Annotated in this window: 1 protein-coding gene; it reads right to left on the bottom strand. The window is 58.8% G+C overall.

From position 1 onward, the window contains the following. Window positions 1-54 precede the first annotated feature (54 nt). Window positions 55-1344: an ISL3-like element ISPpu12 family transposase gene (locus tag IM760_RS18745; RefSeq protein WP_004574636.1), complete on the bottom strand. Its 1290-nt coding sequence runs from the start codon at window positions 1342-1344 to the stop codon at window positions 55-57. Window positions 1345-1408: the final 64 nt, after the last annotated feature.

Below are 1408 nucleotides of genomic sequence, written 5' to 3'. Positions count from 1 at the left end.
ATACGGATTTAATGGTTGATGGGGCACCTTCACCCCATCAATCTGATACCACCCTCAGATGGTTGATAGATCGACTCCGTAGTTGAGTTCCTCTGCGAAGTCCGGCAGTCCGTAACCGATGGTTTTCTTGTAGAAAGGAGAGACCTTCGCAGTCGGTGCCTTCTTCTTGTGCTTCGTGGTGTAGAGCATTCGTGCCCGCATCACCTCGAAGGAGTAACCGCGCCCTTCACGGTTCTTGTCCTTGGCCAGTCGGTTGATGGACTCCGTGTAAGCGTTGGTGACGGGCATGTCCGTCTCGAAGTAGGTCATGGTCTCTTCGCGCCAGTTTCCCACTGCCCTGACCAGATCGCTCCAGACTTCCTTTTGGCCCTTCGGGATGGTGGCTATCCACTCGTCCAGGGCGGCTTCTGCCTGGAGCCGTGTGGTGGCGTCCCAGATGCCGTAGAAGCGCTCCTTGTGCTCGTAGGCGGCCAGCAGTTGCGGGAACGCGCCTGTCCAGGTCTCCATGATGAGGCGCTCCCGGTCTGAGACTTCGTGAGCGCGTTTCAGCAGGATTTTCCGGTCTCCCTTGAGAGTCCGGCTCTGGGACGGTTTCAGCTCCTTTCTGAGGCCCTTGCGCACTCTCTCTAGGGCATCGTTGGCCATGCGCACCACATGGAACTTATCGACCACGATACGGGCCTGGGGCAGCACAGCCTTGACCGCTGCCCGGTAGGGGTTCCACATGTCCATGCTGACGATCTCGACCTTCTGCCGGTCTTTCAGCTTCATCAGGTAGTTGGTCACCACGTCCTGGCGGCGGGTGGCCAGCAGGTCGAGCAGGGTTCGCTCCTCAATGTTGGTCAGAATGCAGCGGTAGCGCTTGTTCAGGTATAGCTCGTCAATGCCCAGGATGCGGGGCGTCTCGAAGCGGTGCCAGCGCCCCAGGAACTCGGCGCGGGCGTTGAAGATGTCGCGCACCGTCTTCTCGTCCAGGCCGGTCTGTGCCGCCACAAAGGTGTAGGGGTGGTTGAAGGATTCCTTCTCCACGTACTCATGCAGCCGCAGTGTCATACGGAATCCGTCCACCATCTCCGGTAGCTGGGGCCTGAATGTTGTCTTGCAGGCCCGGCAGGTGTATCGGCGGCGGACCACCCAGAGAGTGACCCGCTTGCCGTGGATGGGCAGATCACGATAGGGAACGTCACGCTTGCCGAACCGTACGAACTCACCCTGCACGCCGCATTCCTCGCAGGCGATGGGATCGGGCACGTCCACCTGGAAGTGCATTTCGTCGTCGGTTGATTTGCAGCCCAGTACTTGGTATTGCGGCAGGTGAAGGATGTTGTCGGGAAGTTCGGTCATGGTGTTGTATAGGCGTAGGTGTCAGTCAGATCCATCCGGCTCGGCATTGGTGTTTGCTTTTTTA

Source organism: Alloalcanivorax marinus, from assembly GCF_016906305.1.
GTDB lineage: Bacteria > Pseudomonadota > Gammaproteobacteria > Pseudomonadales > Alcanivoracaceae > Alloalcanivorax > Alloalcanivorax marinus.
Note: the sequence above shows the minus strand (reverse complement) of the source record. Positions and strands in the feature narration are given on the sequence as shown.

Coding starts and splice junctions, on each gene's coding strand:
- IM760_RS18745 (WP_004574636.1), bottom strand. CDS start 1,344: ATGACCGAACTTCCCGACAACATCCTTCACCTGCCGCAATACCAAGTA.